The organism is Alteromonas sp. MmMcT2-2 (assembly GCF_022348305.1).
Classification (GTDB): Bacteria; Pseudomonadota; Gammaproteobacteria; order Enterobacterales; family Alteromonadaceae; genus Alteromonas; species Alteromonas macleodii.
The window spans coordinates 41,405-61,519 of the sequence record NZ_JAKRFA010000014.1; the positions used below are offsets into that span (position 1 = coordinate 41,405).

Here is a 20,115-nt window from a genome sequence, read left to right on the forward strand (position 1 = left end):
TCAATAAATAGCCACTTGGTGAAAAAAGTAGTACTTAAAGCAGAAATACTGCAAAAAGGCCATCGCATATGGCTTTGGATTGCGATAATCTCAGGGTATGTAAATCAACCAGATAGACCATGAAAACTGTATCTCGCTCACATAAATTAGATAACGTTTGTTACGACATTAGAGGCCCAATCGCTGCGCAAGCACGCAAAATGGAAGACGAAGGACACCGCATATTAAAGCTGAATATCGGTAACCCCGCGCCATTTGGATTTGAAGCCCCTGACGATATCGTAAAAGACGTTATTCATAACCTGCCTACGTCTCAAGGATATTCAGACTCGACAGGAATTTATGCCGCCCGCGTGGCCGTGATGCAGTACTACCAGCAGCGCAATATTAAAGACATCCGTGTAGACGACGTTTATATTGGTAACGGCGTATCTGAGTTAATTATGATGGCGATGCAAGCGTTGCTTAATCATGGCGATGAAGTACTTATTCCAAGTCCTGACTACCCGCTTTGGACGGCAGCAGTTAGCCTTTCGTCAGGCTCACCCGTCCATTATCGCTGCGACGAGCAAGCAGGCTGGTTCCCAGATATTGACGACATAAAAAGTAAAATCACTAGTAAAACTCGCGCAATCGTACTTATCAACCCTAACAATCCTACCGGTGCAGTTTACGACAAAGCCCTGTTGCAAGAAGTAGTTGAAGTTGCCCGCGAACACGGACTTGTTGTATTTAGCGACGAAATTTACGACAAAATTCTTTACGATGAAGCAAAGCACACCAGTATTGCTTCACTGGCTGACGATGTGTTTTTTGTTACCTTTGGCGGTTTAAGTAAAAACTACCGTGTGGCGGGCTTTCGCTCTGGCTGGCTTGTAGTAAGCGGCAACAAGCGATTAGCGTCTGATTATATTGAAGGGCTTAATATCCTATCTTCCATGCGAATGTGTGCAAACGTACCTTGTCAAAGCGCTATTCAAACAGCATTAGGCGGCTATCAAAGCATTGACGACTTGGTGAAAGAAAACGGGCGCCTTCGCATTCAGCGCGACGTAACGACAGATATGCTAAACGGCATTGACGGTATTTCGTGCGTTAAACCTAAAGGTGCCATGTATTGTTTCGCCAAAGTAGATGAGAAAAAATTCAACATTCAAAACGACGAAAAAATGGTGCTGGATTTATTAAGCTCTGAAAAAATTCTGCTGGTACACGGTCGCGCGTTTAACCTGACCGAAGGCACGTACTTCCGATTAGTATTTTTACCGCACAGCGATGTATTGGTGCCTGCGCTGCACCGTATTGGCAACTTCTTTAGAACGTATAAACAGGGGGCGTAACGTGTCTGATAAAAGTCACTTTTTTGCGCACCTGGCGCGCTTAAAGCTTATTAATCGTTGGCCGCTAATGCACAACGTGCGCACAGAAAATGTGCAGGAGCATAGTTTGCAGGTGGCCATGGTTGCCCACGCACTTGCTTTAATAAAAAATAAGTTTTTTGGCGGCACACTAAACCCTGATCGTATTGCTACCATGGCAATATTTCACGACGTGTCGGAGGTACTCACCGGAGACCTCCCTACCCCAGTGAAATACTTTAACCCTGCGATTAAAGAAGAATATAAAAAGATCGAAAAAATTGCAGAGAACAAGCTAATTGAAATGGCACCAGAAGCATTTCGAGAAGACTACGCTGCGCTTATTGATCATCACTACCATAGTGAAGAAGAAGCTTTTATTGTGAAAGCAGCAGACGTACTTTGCGCTTACCTAAAAACGCTTGAAGAATTAGCTGCTGGTAACCAAGAGTTTAAGCTGGCTAAGAAAAGATTAGATAAAACCCTTAAAGAATATCATTCTGAAGAGGTGGACTACTTCTTAACGCGTTACGTACCAAGCTTTTCTTTAAGTCTTGATGAAATTACGCAAGACGATATGTGAGCGAGGCGGCTAACAGCCCATAAATCACTATACTGACGAATAGAAGTAGCATACACAGCAAGGCAGCGAGGTTTTTTTGGCAACAAGCGATTGGGAATTAGCATTACACGAGCGTCGTTTACCCCGTAGCGAAACAAGAGACGGCGATCATCGCAATCCGTATCAACGTGATAAAGCGCGCGTTCTTCACAGCGCTGCCTTTCGTAGATTGCAGGCAAAAACCCAAGTGCTCGGTGTGGGGCTGAGCGACTTCTATCGCACTCGACTAACCCACTCTCTAGAAGCCGCCCAAATTGGCACCGGTATTACTGCCCAACTTTGGGTGAAATTTCCAGATATTGCCACGACGTTAGCGCTTGATCCTACGTTAATCGAAACCCTCTGCTTAGCTCACGATATTGGTCATCCCCCATTCGGCCATGGTGGTGAAATTGCCCTTAATTACATGATGCACCAACACGGCGGGTTTGAAGGAAACGGACAAACTTTTAGGATCATCACTCAGCTAGAGCCTTATACCGCCGATCACGGCATGAATTTATGTAGAAGAAGCGTGTTAGGCTTGGTTAAATATCCGAATTTTATCGATGCCCTTCATAGTAAAGGACCTACGCCCGAGCGCCCTGCTTCACTTCGTCAGGTTAAAGCCCACGACTGGCATCCGCCAAAAGGTCTGTTTCGCTGCGATGAGCCCCTGTTCGACTGGCTACTTGCGCCATTTAGCAATGAAGATAAAGATGCGTTTATGCAGTTTACTGCAAAACTGAATGCACACAGTAAAACGCAATTTAAATCGTTCGACTGCTCAATTATGGAACTGTCTGACGATATCGCCTATGGCATTCACGACTTAGAAGATGCCATTGTAATGGATATGGTCGACAAGCATCACTTTGTCGAGGATGTAACCACGCCGCTAAAAGCGCTAGATGTACCGTGGCTGTCAGACAATATAGAAGTGCTAACCAATAAGCTATTTAGCGCTGCACATCACGAAAGAAAAAATGCCATAGGCGCGCTGGTAAATAGCTTTATTACAGCTATTGAAATAAAAGGCGTTGAGGGTTTCGCTCACCCGTTACTGGCGTTCAACGCCGTAATGCCTGAACATTTTGCACAAGCCTTGGAGCTTTTCAAACGCTTTGTGTTTAACAAAGTAATACGCCGCCCCGATGTGCAGCTTCTTGAATACAAAGGACAGCTGGTGGTTATGGAGCTTTTTGAAGCCTTTGCATCAGATCCCGACCGCTTACTTCCCGAAAACACTCAAGTTCGCTGGCGTAAGGCCTGTGAGAGCGGCAATGGTATGCGCGTTCTCGCCGACTATATATCGGGTATGACGGATGAATTCGCATCTCGCCTATACAGTAATATCTTTTCACCTAAACAAGGCGGTATTCAAGATAGTCTGCAAATGTAGATTGTTTTGTTTTTCCAAATTAATTGAAATGAAAAGACCGTACTCTCGGTCTTTTTTATTATGTTGAACTTACTCGTTACATTAACGTAGCTAAATGTATTGGGCGAAGTGACGACCATTTCTCATAGTCTTATCATAATTTAGGTGACGTAATGCCAAAACCATTTAAACCCTCAGTAAAATTGACTGATAACGACGTAACTAATGAAGACGTTTACAAGAGTCGCCGTTCATTGCTCAAATCTATGGGCTTTGTGGGAGCGTCTACGCTGTTGGCGAAGTCGGCAGGCGCTGCCGGTTGGTTTTGGGAAGATGAAGAAGAGAAGGCAGCGTTTAAGGGAAAGGCGCTGGAGTTTAGTCAGCCCCCTAAGTTTCAAATAACGGAAACCCAAACGCCTGAAGATAAAGTGACCAGCTACAACAACTTCTATGAGTTTGGCACATCTAAAGATGCACCAGCCAAAAATGCGACTGAATTTCAAACTAATCCATGGACGTTAAAAGTTGACGGGATGGTTAAAAACCCCATTGAGCTTGATCACGATGCCTTGACAAAGCGTTTTCCCCTTGAAGAACGCATTTACCGCTTGCGCTGTGTGGAAGCATGGTCGATGGTGGTGCCTTGGATTGGGTTTGAGTTGGGGGCGTTGTTAAAACAAGCCGATCCATTAATGTCAGCCAAATATGTGGCATTTGAAACCCTATACGACCCTGAGCAAATGCCCGGTCAACGAAGCCGCTTTACCGGTGGTGGTATTGATTACCCTTACGTAGAGGGTTTGCGTCTTGATGAAGCTATGCACCCGTTAACGCTCATGTCGGTTGGTCTTTACGGGAAGACCTTGCCACCTCAAAACGGCGCGCCTATCAGGCTTGTTGTACCGTGGAAGTATGGTTTTAAAAGCATTAAGTCTATTGTGAGAATTCACCTGACCGACAAGAAGCCTCCTACCACATGGAATCGACTGGCCGCCAACGAGTATGGCTTTTACGCCAACGTGAATCCAAACGTGTCGCACCCAAGGTGGAGCCAGGCCAGCGAGCGTAGAATAACCACAGGTGGGCTACTCGCCAGAAATCGCATCGACACCCAAATGTTCAACGGTTACAGCGAAGTCGCGCCGCTATACAAAGATATGGACTTATCCCGTTATTACTAGCTGGTACGTTTTATAGGGCTACGAGCAAATAGCTAGCCCTTCTAACCAATATCTCATGACCGAAGCTATTAAACACTATTATTAAGTTGTTCATTTAATGCCGTTAAGAAAAAAACCATTTCGACTCTCTGTTTGGCAACGCCGCAGCCTAAAAGGTCTTATTCACCTTTTCGCATTGGGCTATATCGCCTGGTTGTTTTTTGCAGGGGTAACCGATCAGCTTGGTCCAGACCCTGTAAACACGCTCATCAATGAGACTGGAACCTGGGCAATTCACTTTCTTTTACTAACGCTTACTCTTAGCCCACTTGCTAAATGGCTACCAAGCCCAGAACCGATGCAATTCAGACGTATGATTGGCGTATACACCTTTGTGTACGCCTTTGCACACCTGCTCACATACATTGTGTTTGAAATCCAGCTTGATATGGCACTAGTGGCTAGCGAGATAGTAAGCAGGCCATACATCATTGTTGGCCTGGCAGCGTTACTTCTTCTTTTTGCTCTCACCGCTACGTCGTTCAAGCGTATCCAGCGCAACATGGGAAAAAAGTGGCAGAAGCTTCACAACAGCATTTACCTGATCCTGCCCCTTGCACTACTTCATTTCAGCTGGTCGCAGAAGACGTTTTGGCAAGAGCCCGTTTGGTATTGGATGATTGGACTGATATTAATGAGCCCAAGAATGAAGCAGTGGTATGTGAGGTATCAGAAGAAAAGTCAAAAGAAGTCGAGAGACAAAAACGCAGTGGTGTGAGAAAACTAGAGTCGAAAACCTTTTAAACAAGCACGTACAGCAACGCAGCATAACGCGCTGTTTTGCTAAGCGTTACCGCGAGAATAAAAAACCAAAACGGGCTTCTAAGTACACCTGCTACTAAAGTAATAGGGTCGCCAATAATAGGTACCCAGCATAAAAACAAGCTCCACTTCCCCCACTTTGTAAAGGTGTAACTTGCACGGTTAAACGCCGCTTCGCTCACTTTTAACTTATCGGTCGCAATTTCTTTTCCGAACTTGAAGCCCAATGCATAATTAACCACCGAGCCGAGTACATTTCCTAACGAAGCAACAACAAGCAACAACACCCAGTTCAAGCCACTACTGTATAAAGCACTAAGTACAATTTCAGAACTAAAAGGCAATATAGTGGCAGCCAAAAATGCCGATAAGAACATCCCCAAATAGCCTAAATGTATTAATGCGCTCAACGCTCCTCCATCTATATACAGTAGTTTTCTATGTAAAATTCGCGCGGATCTTACCTTAATCGGAGTATGAATACTTCCTTCAGAATTCGATAGCACAAAAAAACCATTATCTTTTATGTAGTTACTTAGAAAACACCAATTTGTGTGAAAAAAGTACAACTAAATACTTGCCAAAGCCCTCCTTTGAGAATACTGTATACACATACACACTGTATAAGCAACCAGTATCAATTAATAACAATATTCCCGAAGTTCAAACTATGAACTTCAGGGCAAATGCATAAAGGGTTTTACTATGAACACATCTTCAGTTTCACGATTTAATGCTTTGCGCGCTTCGGTTTCAAATGTTGTTCAACTACCTTTGCCGATAGAAGGGTTTCCAGGCGAAAAACAAGGTAATGGAAAAGGAACTAACGACAAAGGTTGGAATTATCTGCTTTCAAATACGGTGTCGTTTTCTAAATCTGTAGATCACGCTATCCGTATTCAGAAACCTGAAAAAGAAAAAATGCCCGAATGGATCAGTAAGCTGATTACAGGTGGCCAGTGTAAAACACTGTATGTGGAAAACATTGATTTAGACCTTCAACCAACCGATAGTGAAATGATCAGAAAGCTGTGTGAGCTTTACTCTGTCAGCCTGGTGAATGTACGTGTTAACAGCATTAATGACGAACAAAACGTAGCATTAGGTCCTTGGTAATACAAAGCCTGTTTATGCTTACATCTTGCGTTTGCCCCATCTTACGTTTGCCTGAGTAGCGGTGCGTAAACAAAACCTAAATATTTATTTTCATACAACTCTTTGGCGTGGAATCTCTGACATGTACCCTTTGGCATGGACCGCCAAGGAATCTTTGAATATCGGCAACATTTACGTTTAAAAAAGTTGGGGCTCACGCAACTTATACTTATACTGTAGCGCTTTGTTTTACTCTTAAACTGCGAGTTGTCTTATGCGCTGTTACTGTTGCTCATCAAAATCCTTCGACGAATGCTGCGAGCCTTTTATTAAGGGTGATAAACACCCTAGTTCTGCAGAGCAACTTATGCGCTCCCGGTTTTCAGCCTACGCCACAGCGCATTATCAATATATTCTTGAAACCTACACCAAAGAAAAGCAGCAGGGTCTCTCTGTAGAGGATTTGGCGCAAAGCGCACAAGGTGCGACATGGTTCGCACTTAAAGTACACCCCACTCTAGCGGCTAGCTCCGTAGATAGCTTGGTAGGTAACTTGGTCAGTAGTACTGAAGATAGTTCGATAGACAGTACTGTACATGCCGACGCTAAAGTCGAAGCAGTAACCAACGCCGAGCCAATCTCTAAGACTAATTTAAAGTCCATCTCCAAACCCATCACCAAACCCATCACCAAACCCAATAATGCCATTGTTGAATTCACTGCTTACTATTTTGAAAATAAAAGTATGTATCAGCTTCACGAAACGTCGAATTTTAGTGTTGAAGACGGTAAGTGGCGTTATCACGACGGCGTATTACACGACGACTGCGGCAAAATTAAATACGGGAGAAACCTACCTTGTGTTTGCGGTAGCAACAAAAAATTCAAACAGTGCTGCGCAACTAAGAGCCGCTAACCCAATTGCAATAACTAACTGTACTCCCTTCCCTGCGTATCTTGATTGTTCATCTTTCCTTTAATTTAAAATTAAAGGTGAATTGAATACGTATGCATGATGTTTATTATTTGTAAACAAAATGTAAGCTTTACTTTCATCTTTTATCTCGCTCCCACATAAAATAGGACACACTATGAAGATGAAGAAACATGCGGCAGGCGTTCTAATAGGCGCAGCACTGAGTACATTAAGTTATCAAAGCTATGCCGACGTTATACTACACGCATTTAACTGGATCTACGATGACGTCGCCGCAAAAGCCCAGGAAATTGCGGATCTTGGTTACACCAAAGTACTTGTTTCGCCTGCTTATAAATCGACAGGTGATCAGTGGTGGGCGCGATATCAACCACAGGACTATCGAGTTATTGATAACCCACTTGGTGACACTGCTGACTTTCAAGCGATGGTTAATGCATTAAATGCCAAAGGTGTAGAGACCTATGCGGATATTGTCTTTAATCATATGGCGAACGAAGCATGGAAACGTTCAGACTTAAACTACCCCGGAAGTGAAGTACTACAGCAATACTCATCAAATCAGGGATACTACAATGGCATCACATTATTTGGTGATGTAAGTAGCGGCCTTTTTGGCGGTGGTGACTTCCACGGTACGTATGATCAAGGTGGTCCTAAGTGCATTAGTAACTACAGCGACGTGGGCGATGTTCAGTACAATAGATTATGCGGCGCCGCGCCAGATCCTGGCTTGCCCGACCTAGACCCCAATAATTGGGTAGTAGCCCAGCAAAAAGCGTATCTTCAGGCGTTAAAAGGCATGGGTGTAACCGGTTTCCGCGTTGATGCTGCAAAGCACATGACCAACTATCATATCAACGCGGTGTTCGACAGCAATATAAAAAACGGCGTGCATGTTTTCGGAGAAATAATTACCACGGGCGGTGCAGGCTCTAGTGAGTATGATAACTTCCTTGCACCTTATTTATCAGCAACAGGTCACTCGGCCTACGACTTCCCGCTTTTCGCGCAAATACGTAGTGCATTTAGCTTCGGTGGTTCGATGAATGCCTTAGTTGACCCAGGTGCGTACGGTCAGGCTTTATCAGGCGACAAGGCCATCACATTTAGTATTACCCACGACATCCCGCTAAACGACGGCTTCCGCTACCAGTTACTTGACCCTACCGACGAACATTTGGCAAATGCCTATGTACTAGGCCGTGACGGTGGTGTTCCATTACTGTACTCAGATAACAATGAAAGTGGTGATAATCGTTGGGTAGATTTGTACAAGCGTGATGACATCAAGGGTATGGTTAAATTCCATAACGGAGTTCAGGGCAGTGGCCTGCAAGTGGTAAGTCATAATGACTGCGTTATTTTCTTCAAGCGTGACCATCAAGGCGTTGTGGGTATTAATAAATGCGCAGACGGCCAAGATATATGGGTAGATACATCTACGGACAATTTGTGGTGGTATAGAAATTACCGCGATACGTTAAGTAATGATGTGCAATATATTACAACTCAGTGGCACAAGTTCTATGTACCAGGAAGAAGCGCCCGAATGTGGCTTATGGAATAACCCACTGTTAACAAGAAAAGCCTGAACATCGATTGTTCAGGCTTTATTGTTAAGTTACCCACGTGTCAGGCTTGTAGGATCAGGGCACAAGCACCATCTTACCTTTCACTTCCCGGTTCATTACCTTGGCCATGGCTTTCGTTGCTTGTTCTAAGGGTAATGCTTCATCTACGACCACCTTCACCTTACCTTGCACATACCAAGTTAAAAGCTCTTGCATATTTTCCGCAAAGCCTTTTGGATCGTGCTGAGTAAACGAGCCCCAAAATACGCCCATAACCGAATAGCCTTTTACCAGCGCTAAATTAACCGGGAATTTCGGGATCTCACCGCCAGCAAAGCCAACCACAAGTAAACGACCTTCCCATGCCATACTGCGGCTGCAAGCGTGGAATGTGTCACCGCCAACGCATTCATAAACTACATCGACACCTTTGCCGCCTGTGACTTCTTTCAGCGTTTCTTTGAGATCTTTTTCTTTGTAGTTAATTAAAACGTCTGCGCCATACTCTTTAGCAAGCGCCAGCTTTTCTTCTGTTGAGCAAACTGCAATAACTTTAGCGCCCATAATCTTGCCTATTTGCACTGCTGCTAAGCCAGTACCACCCGCTGCGCCGGTTACAACCAGTGTTTCGCCTGGCTGCAGTTTTGCGCGCTGCTTTAACGCGTGATGTGCTGTCGCATGCGCAGTTACAAGAGCAGCCCCCTCATTAACATGGATGGGATCAGGTAACGGCATAACATGAGTGGCAGGGATCAGCGCTTTTTCTGCGTAACCACCTAAGTTAGACAACGCAATAACTCGTTGCCCTTCTTTTAAATGGCTTACGCCCTCACCTACTTCAGATATGGTGCCTGCCACTTCATTGCCAGGAATAAACGGGAAGTCTGGCTGCATTTGATACAGACCTTGCACCAATAGTCCGTCTGGAAAGTTCACCCCTGCGGCTTCAACATTTACGACTACATGCCCTTTTTTTACTTCTGGGTCTGCAACGTCTTTAAATTGAAGTTCTTCAAGTGGTCCAAAAGATTCGCATACAATTGCTTTCATACTGTCTCCAGTTGCTTTGTTCGACGAGCACGCTATTGATAGCATGACCTGTCATTAAATAGGTTATATGGCGTTTATTCGCTTTGGTGAATGGTTTGGTTCGCGATTTGCGCCAGAGGTCGCACCATTGCGCCTAATTGCATAGCCTTCTCGCTTGACGCATTGCCATCGTGTGCGCGTTTTACCACGCCTTGTAAAATAGCGGCTAAACGGAAAAAACTAAATGCGAGGTAAAACGTCCAATTGCTAATGGCATCAATACCTCTTCGCTCGCAATACGCATTGATATATTCTTGTTCACTTGGAATGCCTAACTGCTCTCTGTCTAAACCACCTAACCCAGCTGCGTGCGCAATGTCAGAGGGAAGGCGCAACTGCATACATTGGTAAGCCAAATCGGCATACGGATGCCCCAACGTTGATAATTCCCAATCAAGCACCGCGACTACTCTTGGGTTTTTAGGGTCAGACATATCAAACATCATATTGTCTAAACGAAAATCGCCATGGACCAACGAGACTTGACCATCATCTTTTGGCAGGTTGGCCTCAAGATACTGAATAAGACTTTCAATTTCTTCAACATGCTCAAGTTCTGACGCTCTATACTGCTTTGTCCACCTGCTTAGCTGACGTTCAAAGTAGCTGCCAGGCTTTCCATAATCGCGTAAGCCTGCGCTTTCAATATCTACACTGTGAAGCGCTGCAAGCACCCGGTTCATTTCATCATACATGGCACCGCGAATAGCAGAAGACGCTATTTCAGGCAGTGCACTATTCCAAAAAATGTCACCTTCAACATAGGCCATAATGTAAAACATGCTACCGATTATGCTGGCATCTTCACATAAATGGTACGCTTTGGGCACAGGCACTTCTGAGCCCTGCAACGCATTGATAACGCGAAATTCTCGGTCAACTGCATGGGCCGATTTCAGTAACTTACCCGGAGGTTGACGGCGTAACACGTAGACGCCGTTGTCCGTAGTAAGCTTAAACGTCGGGTTCGATTGCCCACCCGCAAATTTCTCAGCGCTTTTGACGTGCCCAATACTCGGGCACGCAGAAGATAAATACGAATTCAGCACTGCTAAATCTATGACATGTGGGGCTTTCGCATTGTCTTTAGACACATTCACTCCTTACCCGTAATTTTTTGTATTGTTTATTTACAACACTGACTTATTCAGCGACTGCTTTTTCAGCAATAAGATTACGACCTAACTGCATCATGTGAACCTGATCAGGGCCATCTGCCAGCTTGATAGTACGCGCATAAGCGTACATGGCAGACAATACGAAATCTTGGCTTGTACCTGCAGCGCCGTGCATCTGAATGGCTTGGTCGATAACGTTACAGGCCATAGTAGGTGCAACTATCTTGATAGCAGCGATAAGGTCGCGCGATACTTTGTTGCCATAGCGATCCATCTTATCAGCCGCTTTCAACGTAAGTAGACGCGCCTGTTCAATATCACAGTGCATCTGCGCAATGCTTTCTCTAACCGATTGCTGTTTTGACAACGGTTTGCCAAACGCCACTCGGCTTTCAACTCGTTCACAGGCCATATCGAGCGCGCGCTGTGCACAGCCAATAAGGCGCATACAATGGTGAATACGGCCCGGGCCTAAGCGCCCTTGTGCGATTTCAAAACCACGCCCTTCACCAAGCAGTAAGTTTTCTGCCGGTACACGTACGTTTTCAAACAAGACTTCAGCATGACCAATAGGCTCGTCGTAATAGCCCATTGCTGCCATTGGGCGAACAATAGTTACACCCATGGTGTCCATAGGAACTAAGATTTGAGACTGCTGCTGGTGACGAGGCGCATCGAAATCAGTTTTGCCCATTACAACCATAATCTTACAGTTTTCATTCATAGCACCGCTGGTGTACCACTTACGGCCGTTGATAACGTATTCATCACCATCGCGCTTAATGGAAGTTTCGATGTTAGTCGCGTCACTTGATGCCACTGCAGGCTCTGTCATAGCAAAGGCTGAGCGTATTTCCCCGTTTAAGAGAGGCTCTAACCACTGCTTTTTCTGACTCTCGTTACCGTATTTCGCCAGCACTTCCATATTGCCGGTATCTGGCGCACTACAGTTGAAGATTTCAGAGCTAAACAAAACTCTGCCCATTTCTTCACAAAGTGGTGCATACTCTGCGTTAGTCAAGCCCGCGCCATATGGCTTATATTCTTCAGGTAAAAATAGATTCCAAAGACCCGCTTCTTTTGCACGCTTTTTCAATGTATGCATCATTTCAGGCGTTTTCCAACGACCTTCGCCATTGTTGGCAGAGCCATTTTCTACGGCGTGAATGTATTCCTTTTCAATTGGATACACTTCTTCTTTCATAAACGCTTTTAGTTTTTCTAAAAGTGCTTGGGTCTTTTCATTATATTCAAAGTTCATAACTGCCCCATTTAGCTGTAGGTAATGGCGTGTAACCTGTCAATCACATCCAGGTGAGGTACGCTGTTGAAGTTATTAAGGTGAACGCCTCGCGCATTGGCAAAGCATTGAGAAAAACTGGCATTTCGGATCTGCAAATTCATATTCACAACGGTGGCCGCATCGTAGCCAAGAATGTGTTTGAGCATCATGGCAATTGCACCGCCAGAACTCACAACGAGAACACGCTTCGCATCTATACTTTGAAGGTGCGTGAGCATACTGTGAACTCTGTCTTCGAACTGACCCCATGTTTCATCAAGGAGTTCATGCGCCAATTCGTCTTGCGACCAGGCAAGCATTGCTTTTTTTAGCAATCGGTAATATTCAGAAGGCGAAGCACCTTCAGGTACTTTTGCTTCTGGGTAGCGTGTTAAATAGGAGGTAGCCACTGCCTGAAAATTGAATTCATTCAGTGCGCTATTCACTGTAACTTCAGGTAGCGTATAGTCTTCAGTAGCAATACCCGAGGCAATACCTTCTTTGGTTTCGTGATGCCTAACCATGTCGCCAGAGAAAACTGCATCAAATTCAACATTGCGATGCTTGAAATAGTCACCAAGCCAAATGGCCTGTTGCCCACCCAGTTCACTAAGTTTGTCATAGTTCGCTTTGCCAAAAGACGCTTGACCATGTCGCACTAAATAGATGTCTGTCATACCGCTGCCTGATGTTATTAATATGTTAACTTTCAACCAACATACTAAGGAAAACAGCGATATAAGTTTAATTGATATTTTGAATGAGTATGCATCATGTGAAACTATTCACTGCCAAACATCTGTTCGCTTTTTGCACGTTGCGAACAAAATTTGACATGATAGCTTCAAATGCGTGCAATATATGTTCATTAGATTGTATAGTGAAAAAGCACGACACGACGTCATAGGGAAGTTGGCGTATTTAAGATGTAAAGGACTGTACGTATTTGGACGCGACCTTGTCGTGATTAATTTTGTTTAAAGCCCACCGCTTTTGAAAAATAAAAAGAACCAAAATGAAGTCACTTACACACGCTTTGTCTTGTAATAGCTCAAGCATATCTACACCCCAAAACGCCATTACGCGTTGCCTATGTAGTTCGCCGTTTATTGCCTCTATTGTCTCGTCGACACTTGCTTTGGCTCCCCACGCTCACGCCGATGAGAATGCTCTATCTACTCCGCATAACAAAAAGGCGCTGGAACACATTGTTGTACAGGCGCAAAAGACCAGTCAAAACTTGCAAGATGTGCCCGTTGCGGTCACTGCGCTTTCAGGTCAAGACCTAGTTGAAACAGTTAGCCGAGATGTGTTTGACCTGCAAAACTACGTACCTGCTTTTGGCGCGTTTCAAAATCAAAGCGTAACAAATTCAGGGTTTTCAATACGCGGCATTGGCACGTCTTCACAAAACTTCGGCTTCGAGTCTTCGGTGGGTTTATACGTAGATGGTGTGTACCGTGCACGACAAAACGCGTTAATTAACGACTTAGTCGATATTGAATCTATTGAAGTGTTGCGTGGGCCACAGGGCACACTATTCGGAAAGAATACCGCCGCTGGCGCAATGACGTTAACTACGGTCGCACCTTCACACGACGAGCGCGACGGCTTTGCCGAAGCCATCATCGGCAATGATAACTTGGTTCGTTTGAGTGCTGGCTCATCGTTTTCGCTTATCGACGATGTACTTGCCATGCGAGTATCTGGCTTTAGTTCTCACAGTGACGGTTTCATTAACGATGAGCGCAGCGGACAAACCCTAAATAACCGTAACCGTTCTGCGATAAAAGCACAGTTGCTTTACACTCCAACAGATGAAATTAGCGTGCGACTTATTGCTGATTACGGCGAGCTAGACGAACGATGCTGCGGCGCACTTACTTTTCAAAACAACATTCAGGCTAATGACATAGCGGGTAAATTCGGCACTGATGCGCTGCTGCTACAACCGCCGTTTAATGCAACTATTTACGGGCGCGATAACTTTTATGACTATAAAACCTCGCTGTCGCAAACTCCCCTTTCAAAAATGAAAGACAAAGGACTATCAGTTCAAGTAGATGTGGCATTAAACAAAGCATGGGATTTAGTGAGCATAAGCGCGTACCGCGCGTTTGACAGCTTAGATACGGTAGATACCGACTTTTCTGATGCGGACCTTCTTACTGCCACTAACGACGCCAAGCAGCAATCGTTTTCTCAAGAAATTAGATTACATTACACCAGTGAAGATGTGCGCGGTTTAATAGGTGTTTACTATTACAGCCAAAACTTAGATCTAACCTTTGATACTACCACGCAAGATGATTTTAGCGTGTTCTTTAATGCCGCCGCGCCCGATCTGCTGCCTTTGGCTAACGCCATCAACGAGCTATCTGCAGTTACATCAGGCTTTATTGCGCCTGCTGCAGCCCCCGCGCCGTCCGGTACTACTTTCGCGCACAGCGCCAATCAAGAGCAAGACAGTATTGCTTTATTCTCTCAGCTGGATTGGCTGTTAAACAGTGATTTCACCTTAACAACGGGCTTGCGCTATACCCGCGAAGAAAAGTCGATTGTCGGAGCCTACGATGAGCAAGGGCCTGGTATTGACGGACTAACTCAAGACCCAGCGCAATGGCCTAATGTAGGTCGTGCTGTAGTTGGGTTACAAAACATCGCTGCTGCGTTAGCGGCGGGACAAGCTCCTACAGCACAGTCCCTTAACGCTATCGCACCATTTCAACGAGCGGGCTGGGGATATTTTTTCTTGGGATCTGCAGCGGTTATGCCACGCCCTGACTTAAACGAAGAGCTTGATGATTCACAGTTAACCGGCACGGTAAAACTGGCTTATCACCCTAATGACAACACGCTAACCTACGCTAGTTTTGCGACTGGTTACAAAGCCGGCGGTACGAATACCGACAGAATCTTACCTTCGCTTAGCCCGCTTTTTGATGCTGAAAAATCGCGAAGTGCTGAAATAGGTATAAAACACGATTTTGAAGAATACGGCGTGCGCGTAAATGCCGCGGCGCACTATACACAAATTAGCGACTTTCAGGCTACGACCTTTACCGGAACGGGGTTCAACCTGCAAAATGCGGGCGATATCATAGTCAAAGGTGTAGAACTTGAAGCAACTTGGCTAATGACTGAAAATACCAAATTACACGCTGTTGCATCGCGCACATTGGCGAACTTTGATGAGTTTAAACGCGGTACGTGTTGGGTTGCGTACACGTGGCACACGGGCATTGACGATCCGGGCCGAGTGGAGCCGAACGACCCGTTCTGTTCAAGAGACGGAGACCGCGTAGGCTTCGAGCCTCAGAACTCACTATCTCTTATGCTGAATCACTATTTCGAAGTTGGGAATTATCCAGCCTCCGCCAGTATTGACTACCAATACACGGGCGACGTATTTCTTGATGATGCGAACGACCCGTACAAATACGCTGACGACTTTTCATTATTTAACGTTCGCGTAAGTTTCACTATCCCACAATGGGATAGCGAAATTATTGCGTGGTCGCGCAACGTTTTCGACGAAGAGTACGTTGCGCGAAGTGGCTTTGATGTACCCGTACAAACCGGAAAGATCATGGCCTACCCAGGCGCGCCTAGAAGCTTTGGCGTTACCTTCAGAAAGTCTTTCTAACGCTTTAAATGCGTAGGTTTGGTATGAAACACCGCATGGCACTGAGCAATAACAGACAGCGCTATATGCTCTGGTAGCTCACCACCAATGTCGAAACCAGCGGGGCTTGCAAAATACTGAGTAAAGTTGGTATCGCCAAGCCCGGCTAAATCCATAATTTCCTGCTTACGGTGCAGTGGCCCGAGCATTGCCGTATAGGTTAACGATTGCTTGCTTAGCACTTGCAGCGCCTTTGCATCAATTTCACGGTGATGGGACATAAGCACTGCTGCTTGAACGTTATGTTCGCCCATGTGAAGACGTAAGCCTTCCGTAGACGGGTCTTCAATTAAGTAATTTACCTCGGGAAAATGTTCAAGTCTTGCTTGTGCAGGCCTTGGATCCCAAAGACTTACTAAATAGCCCTGCAAACTAGCAAGCTTAGTCATAAAGGTAGCGTCGTACCCACCTCCAACAACAAGTAGGTGGATAGGCGGCAGCATCAAAACCGACAACATGCGCTTGCCATCAACGGTGTCTAGCACAGCTTTTCTAGGTTTAGCAGAATGGTCTTCCAATTCCGTGCAATCACCCAAAGTACCGTCTACAGCGCAGCGCCACTCACACGCTTTTCCGTTTGATAAGCTTTTGCTAACCACATCTAGCGATAAATACTGATTACTCTCGTTAACTGGTACGAGTGCTAAGTGCACCACACCGCCGCATCCAACACCTAGTTTAAACGCGATGTCTTCTTCATCTTCATCGTCGTAAACCGCGGTACGACTAACGCCGTCGGCCATTACTCGCTGGGCTTTTTTAACGATGTCACTTTCTAAGCAGCCGCCGCTTAATATACCTAGCTGATGCCCTGCATCACTAAACAACATCATGGCGCCTGCTTTGCGGTAGCATGAGCCTTCGGTTTTAAAAATAAAACCTAACACCCACTTATGCTTGTTTTTAAGTGGAAGCCACTGGGCCAACAAATGGTTAACGTGATTACTCATAACTACCTCTAAATCCGTTTAACCTGCTTATTGCTGTGATGCTGCTTGGGCAATAAATGCTGCCAATGTAGCTGGCTCTTGTGCCCCGGCTACGCCCTGATTACCAATGACAAAAGTAGGTACACTCTGAATACCACGCTGCATCCAAATAGTTTCCTCCTCACGCACTGCTTGCGCGTATTTTTCACTTTTAATTACTACTTCAGCTTCGGTTTTGTCGAGGCCCACAGACTCAGCTAATTCTACTAGCACACCAAGATCGTTCACGTCTTTACCATCAGTGAAGTAAGCGTTAAACAAGCTAAGCTTCATTTCTTCTTCAAGGCCGTTTTCTGCAGCAAAGTGAATAAGCTGATGGGCCTTAAACGTATTCTGCATGCGAGAGTCGTCAGTAAAGTTAAACGAAAAGCCTAATTGCTCGCCCGCTTCTACTAACCGCGCTCTGTTCTGCGCGCTTTGCTGTTCACTAATGCCGTACTTTTCCATTATGTGCTCGCGAAGGTTTTGCCCTTCTTCTGGCATATTGGGGTTTAGCTCGAACGGGTGAAACTTAATATCCACTTCAATGTTATCAAGGGTTTTAATGGCTTCTTGCAAACGCTGGTACCCAACAATACACCATGGACATGCTACGTCAGAAACTATATTAAGTGTTACACTCTGCATACCGCTCGCACTTTGTACACCTTGCTCATTTGCTGCCATGATAGGCCTCGCTTTTTTTTTGAATTCATGAAGATTTAAGGGCTTAGATAAGGTTACAAAAAGAAACTTCAACCCCACACTGCGATTATTTCGTCGCAGTTACATCAATTTTTGCTGTGACTTTTTTTGTCGTGCCCATTGTGGTGCTGTAAAGCGTGGAAAGTTTTTCAAGGGCTGAGTGTGCCCATATTTCATAGCCTTTCGTGGAGGGATGAAAGCCATCTTCTGCCATCAAACCACTTTGCTGAATATCCGTCATAGTTCCGCCCACATTAAGTGCACTAACATATAATATGTCTGCGTTAGCCCGGGCTGTTACGCTATCAGCCAAAGCTTGGTTTAGTAACCACGCGCGGTAACCTAATAGTGCACGCAAAGGTTGCGGAAGCGCAGGAAAGCAATGAATTGGCGGTAGCGCAGTAAACAATATTGTTTCGCACCCAAATTTATCTGACAGTAGCGTACTAATAGCATCGATGTTTTGCCGCCACCGTTTCAACGGTACAAATTTGGTCACGTCGTTAACACCAATAGAGACGAGCACCGACGAAAAGTGCTCGGCAGGCATTTCATGAAGAAGCTTGAGCACATCTTCACTTTTAAAACCTGTTTTAGCATTCAACGTCACTCGCGTTGGCCCATGCTTAACAAGGTTTGAGTACAGCAGACCTGTGAGTGCCCCCATTTGCGTCGTTGCACCAACACCAGCGGCGGCAGAATCGCCTATAACCAAAATGTTATTAGTTAGTAGCAATTTACTATCGGCAGAGGTTAATACCCGCTCGCCGTCGGGCTCTGGCAGTACAGCGGTCTTCTTCCTCACCCACAATGCTTGAAGCAAAATGACTGGAAGAAATAAAACAATTATCAGGTTTAAAACCAAAACCTTGAAGTAGATCAAATCAGCCTCCTAAGCAATCCATTAAGCTTTAACCATCGAATTGAATTCGCGCCTAGTTATCTACATATAAGTGCAGAGCCAATATGACAATAATTGCCGTACAACAACGCCCCGTATCAACCATTACCAAATATGCGTTGAATGCTCCTCGCTATACCTCTTACCCTACTGCACTTAAATTTGAACCGCTACAAGATGACATACTTCCACAAGCACTTGCAGTGTCAAAAGCGCCGGCAGTAAGTCTCTACGTGCACATTCCATTTTGCAAAACGCTATGCTACTACTGTGGCTGCAATAAAATGGTGACGCGTCACAATGAAAAAGCGGACGAATATTTAGATTACATAGAAAAAGAAATCCTGTCTAAGCGTTATTTAACTGACGGCAGGCGTGCAGGTTCTCTACACTTGGGTGGCGGTTCACCCAGTTTTTTGAGCGAGACTCAGCATACTTATTTAATGTACCTGCTTAAGAAACACTTTACCTTTGAAGCAGGTGCTGAACTGTCAATTGAGTTAGACCCAAGAAATATCGATAAACACTATCTTCAAAACTTAAAATGTCTCGGCTACACACGCATTAGCTTTGGTTTACAAGATACTGATTACAATGTTCAGAAAACCATAAATCGTGTACAAAGCACGTCTCACATTGCCGATTTAGTATTCGAGGCTCGGTCGCTGGGTTTCGACTCAGTTAACTTAGATCTAATTTATGGTTTACCAAATCAGTCAATTGAAACGTTCTCATCAACCATCGCCGCGACAAAAGCCATGATGCCAGATCGTATTTCGCTTTTTAGCTATGCACACCTTCCCGAGAGGTTCGCAGCGCAGCGTAAATTTGCTGAAGAAACACTGCCAAGTAGTGAAGAAAAAGCGGCGCTTTACAAGCTTGCCGTTAACAGCTTTACAAACATAGGTTATGAAATGATTGGTCTTGATCATTTTGCCTTAAGCAAAGACTCACTGGCTATTGCGAAAAATAAAGGCGATCTTCACCGCAACTTTCAAGGCTATACTTTACGTGGAGACACCGACCTTATAGGCTTCGGCGTATCAGCCATTAGCACCGTAGGTAATGCCTTTGCGCAAAATGCTAAGGAGCTAAAAGAATATTACAGTCGGTTAGACAACCACCAGCCCAATGCGAAGGTTGGGCTGTCATTAAGTGCCGACGACCTGATTCGCAGAGACGTGATTTCTAGCTTAATGTGCAATTTAGCGGTAGACAAGCAAGCAATTGCCGACAAGCACCACATCACTTTTGATGAATACTTTGCTTCAGCCTTAAACAACCTTGAAGAACTTAAAGAAGACGGGCTTATCGAAATGACATCTCGGTATATTCGAGTGCCAGAGTCTGCTCGCATTTACATTCGGGCTATTTGTGCGCGTTTCGACGCTTATTTGAACGCAAGTGAAATACTCAGTAGCTACTCCAAAGCCATTTAA

18 protein-coding genes are annotated in these 20,115 nt (G+C 45.0%); 10 read left to right on the top strand and 8 right to left on the bottom strand.

The window, feature by feature from the left end; translation table 11 throughout:
* The first annotated feature begins 119 nt into the window (after positions 1-119).
* The 5 genes from MHM99_RS10255 to MHM99_RS10275 all read left to right on the top strand — a co-directional run bounded on the left by MHM99_RS10255 (position 120) and on the right by MHM99_RS10275 (position 5,278).
* Positions 120-1,340, top strand: a complete 1,221-nt coding sequence (locus MHM99_RS10255) for a pyridoxal phosphate-dependent aminotransferase (RefSeq protein WP_049587271.1) — start codon at positions 120-122, stop codon at positions 1,338-1,340.
* A 1-nt stretch (position 1,341) separates the two neighbouring features.
* Positions 1,342-1,941, top strand: a complete 600-nt coding sequence (gene yfbR / locus MHM99_RS10260; protein ID WP_012519109.1) for a 5'-deoxynucleotidase — start codon at positions 1,342-1,344, stop codon at positions 1,939-1,941.
* Positions 1,942-2,017: 76 nt separating this feature from the next.
* A complete protein-coding gene (locus tag MHM99_RS10265) occupies positions 2,018-3,361 on the top strand; it encodes an anti-phage deoxyguanosine triphosphatase (RefSeq protein ID WP_049587269.1) in 1,344 nt (447 codons plus the stop codon).
* A gap of 152 nt (positions 3,362-3,513) precedes the next feature.
* Positions 3,514-4,521 (top strand): protein-methionine-sulfoxide reductase catalytic subunit MsrP, encoded by a 1,008-nt coding sequence (msrP, locus tag MHM99_RS10270; protein WP_168463300.1) that lies wholly within the window; start codon positions 3,514-3,516, stop codon positions 4,519-4,521.
* Positions 4,522-4,618: 97 nt separating this feature from the next.
* A complete protein-coding gene (locus tag MHM99_RS10275; protein ID WP_049587266.1) occupies positions 4,619-5,278 on the top strand; it encodes a protein-methionine-sulfoxide reductase heme-binding subunit MsrQ in 660 nt (219 codons plus the stop codon).
* Positions 5,279-5,300: 22 nt separating this feature from the next.
* Here MHM99_RS10275 and MHM99_RS10280 read toward each other — a convergent pair whose 3' ends face one another.
* On the bottom strand, positions 5,301-5,699 hold the full coding sequence (locus MHM99_RS10280; RefSeq protein ID WP_039225474.1) for a YqaA family protein: 399 nt from the start codon (positions 5,697-5,699) through the stop codon (positions 5,301-5,303).
* Positions 5,700-6,027: 328 nt separating this feature from the next.
* Between MHM99_RS10280 and MHM99_RS10285 the strand changes: the two genes are divergently transcribed.
* The 3 genes from MHM99_RS10285 to MHM99_RS10295 all read left to right on the top strand — a co-directional run bounded on the left by MHM99_RS10285 (position 6,028) and on the right by MHM99_RS10295 (position 8,924).
* Complete coding sequence (locus tag MHM99_RS10285; protein ID WP_049587264.1) at positions 6,028-6,438, top strand: hypothetical protein; 411 nt, start codon at positions 6,028-6,030, stop codon at positions 6,436-6,438.
* 253 nt (positions 6,439-6,691) lie between these two features.
* Complete coding sequence (locus MHM99_RS10290) at positions 6,692-7,333, top strand: YchJ family metal-binding protein (RefSeq protein WP_049587263.1); 642 nt, start codon at positions 6,692-6,694, stop codon at positions 7,331-7,333.
* Positions 7,334-7,508: 175 nt separating this feature from the next.
* Entirely contained in the window at positions 7,509-8,924 is a 1,416-nt protein-coding gene (locus MHM99_RS10295; protein WP_080986408.1) for an alpha-amylase family protein, read from the top strand.
* Positions 8,925-9,003: 79 nt separating this feature from the next.
* On the opposite strand, the gene MHM99_RS10300 is transcribed toward MHM99_RS10295, so the two are convergent.
* The 4 genes from MHM99_RS10300 to MHM99_RS10315 all read right to left on the bottom strand — a co-directional run bounded on the left by MHM99_RS10300 (position 9,004) and on the right by MHM99_RS10315 (position 13,094).
* Positions 9,004-9,978 carry an NADPH:quinone oxidoreductase family protein gene (locus MHM99_RS10300; protein ID WP_014949760.1) on the bottom strand — a complete coding sequence of 325 codons (975 nt, stop codon included), beginning with the start codon at positions 9,976-9,978 and terminating at the stop codon, positions 9,004-9,006.
* 74 nt (positions 9,979-10,052) lie between these two features.
* The gene (locus MHM99_RS10305; protein ID WP_053103816.1) at positions 10,053-11,111 is read right to left on the bottom strand and encodes a phosphotransferase family protein; all 1,059 of its coding nucleotides are present in this window, start codon (positions 11,109-11,111) and stop codon (positions 10,053-10,055) included.
* 49 nt (positions 11,112-11,160) lie between these two features.
* Positions 11,161-12,396, bottom strand: coding sequence for an acyl-CoA dehydrogenase family protein (locus tag MHM99_RS10310; protein ID WP_187446793.1), 1,236 nt, complete (start codon positions 12,394-12,396; stop codon positions 11,161-11,163).
* Between the two features lie 11 nt (positions 12,397-12,407).
* On the bottom strand, positions 12,408-13,094 hold the full coding sequence (locus MHM99_RS10315) for a histidine phosphatase family protein (RefSeq protein ID WP_171338293.1): 687 nt from the start codon (positions 13,092-13,094) through the stop codon (positions 12,408-12,410).
* 338 nt (positions 13,095-13,432) lie between these two features.
* Between MHM99_RS10315 and MHM99_RS10320 the strand changes: the two genes are divergently transcribed.
* Positions 13,433-16,063 (top strand): TonB-dependent receptor, encoded by a 2,631-nt coding sequence (locus MHM99_RS10320; RefSeq protein ID WP_239219224.1) that lies wholly within the window; start codon positions 13,433-13,435, stop codon positions 16,061-16,063.
* Here the strand turns inward: MHM99_RS10320 and MHM99_RS10325 are convergent.
* From MHM99_RS10325 to MHM99_RS10335, 3 genes are all read right to left on the bottom strand, one after another.
* Positions 16,060-17,052, bottom strand: coding sequence for an XdhC/CoxI family protein (locus tag MHM99_RS10325; protein ID WP_168463336.1), 993 nt, complete (start codon positions 17,050-17,052; stop codon positions 16,060-16,062). The two genes, MHM99_RS10320 and MHM99_RS10325, sit on opposite strands and share 4 nt — an antisense overlap.
* A gap of 27 nt (positions 17,053-17,079) precedes the next feature.
* Positions 17,080-17,757: a DsbA family oxidoreductase gene (locus tag MHM99_RS10330; protein WP_168463337.1), complete on the bottom strand. Its 678-nt coding sequence runs from the start codon at positions 17,755-17,757 to the stop codon at positions 17,080-17,082.
* An 85-nt stretch (positions 17,758-17,842) separates the two neighbouring features.
* Positions 17,843-18,658 (bottom strand): SGNH/GDSL hydrolase family protein, encoded by an 816-nt coding sequence (locus MHM99_RS10335; RefSeq protein WP_239219225.1) that lies wholly within the window; start codon positions 18,656-18,658, stop codon positions 17,843-17,845.
* 83 nt (positions 18,659-18,741) lie between these two features.
* Between MHM99_RS10335 and hemN the strand changes: the two genes are divergently transcribed.
* Entirely contained in the window at positions 18,742-20,115 is a 1,374-nt protein-coding gene (gene hemN / locus MHM99_RS10340) for an oxygen-independent coproporphyrinogen III oxidase (protein ID WP_239219226.1), read from the top strand.